Below are 255 nucleotides of genomic sequence, written 5' to 3' on the forward strand. Positions count from 1 at the left end.
GACAGGATTTCTCGTGTCCCGCCCTACTTGTCGTACGCTTAGTACCACCGGTCTGATTTCGTGTACGGGGCTATCACCCGCTATGGCCGCCATTTCCAGAGCGTTCCACTATCAGTCCGACTATCACTTACAGGCTCTTCCCATTTCGCTCGCCACTACTTTGGGAATCTCGGTTGATTTATTTTCCTGCAGCTACTTAGATGTTTCAGTTCGCCGCGTTCGCCTCACACACCTATGTATTCAGTGAGTGATACC

1 rRNA gene is annotated in these 255 nt (G+C 51.0%); it reads right to left on the minus strand.

The features are described from left to right. Positions 1-255 (minus strand): 23S ribosomal RNA (locus GJ698_RS30370); the annotation flags it as partial.

It is taken from the genome of Duganella aquatilis (genome assembly GCF_009674565.1).
GTDB lineage: Bacteria > Pseudomonadota > Gammaproteobacteria > Burkholderiales > Burkholderiaceae_D > Rugamonas > Rugamonas aquatilis.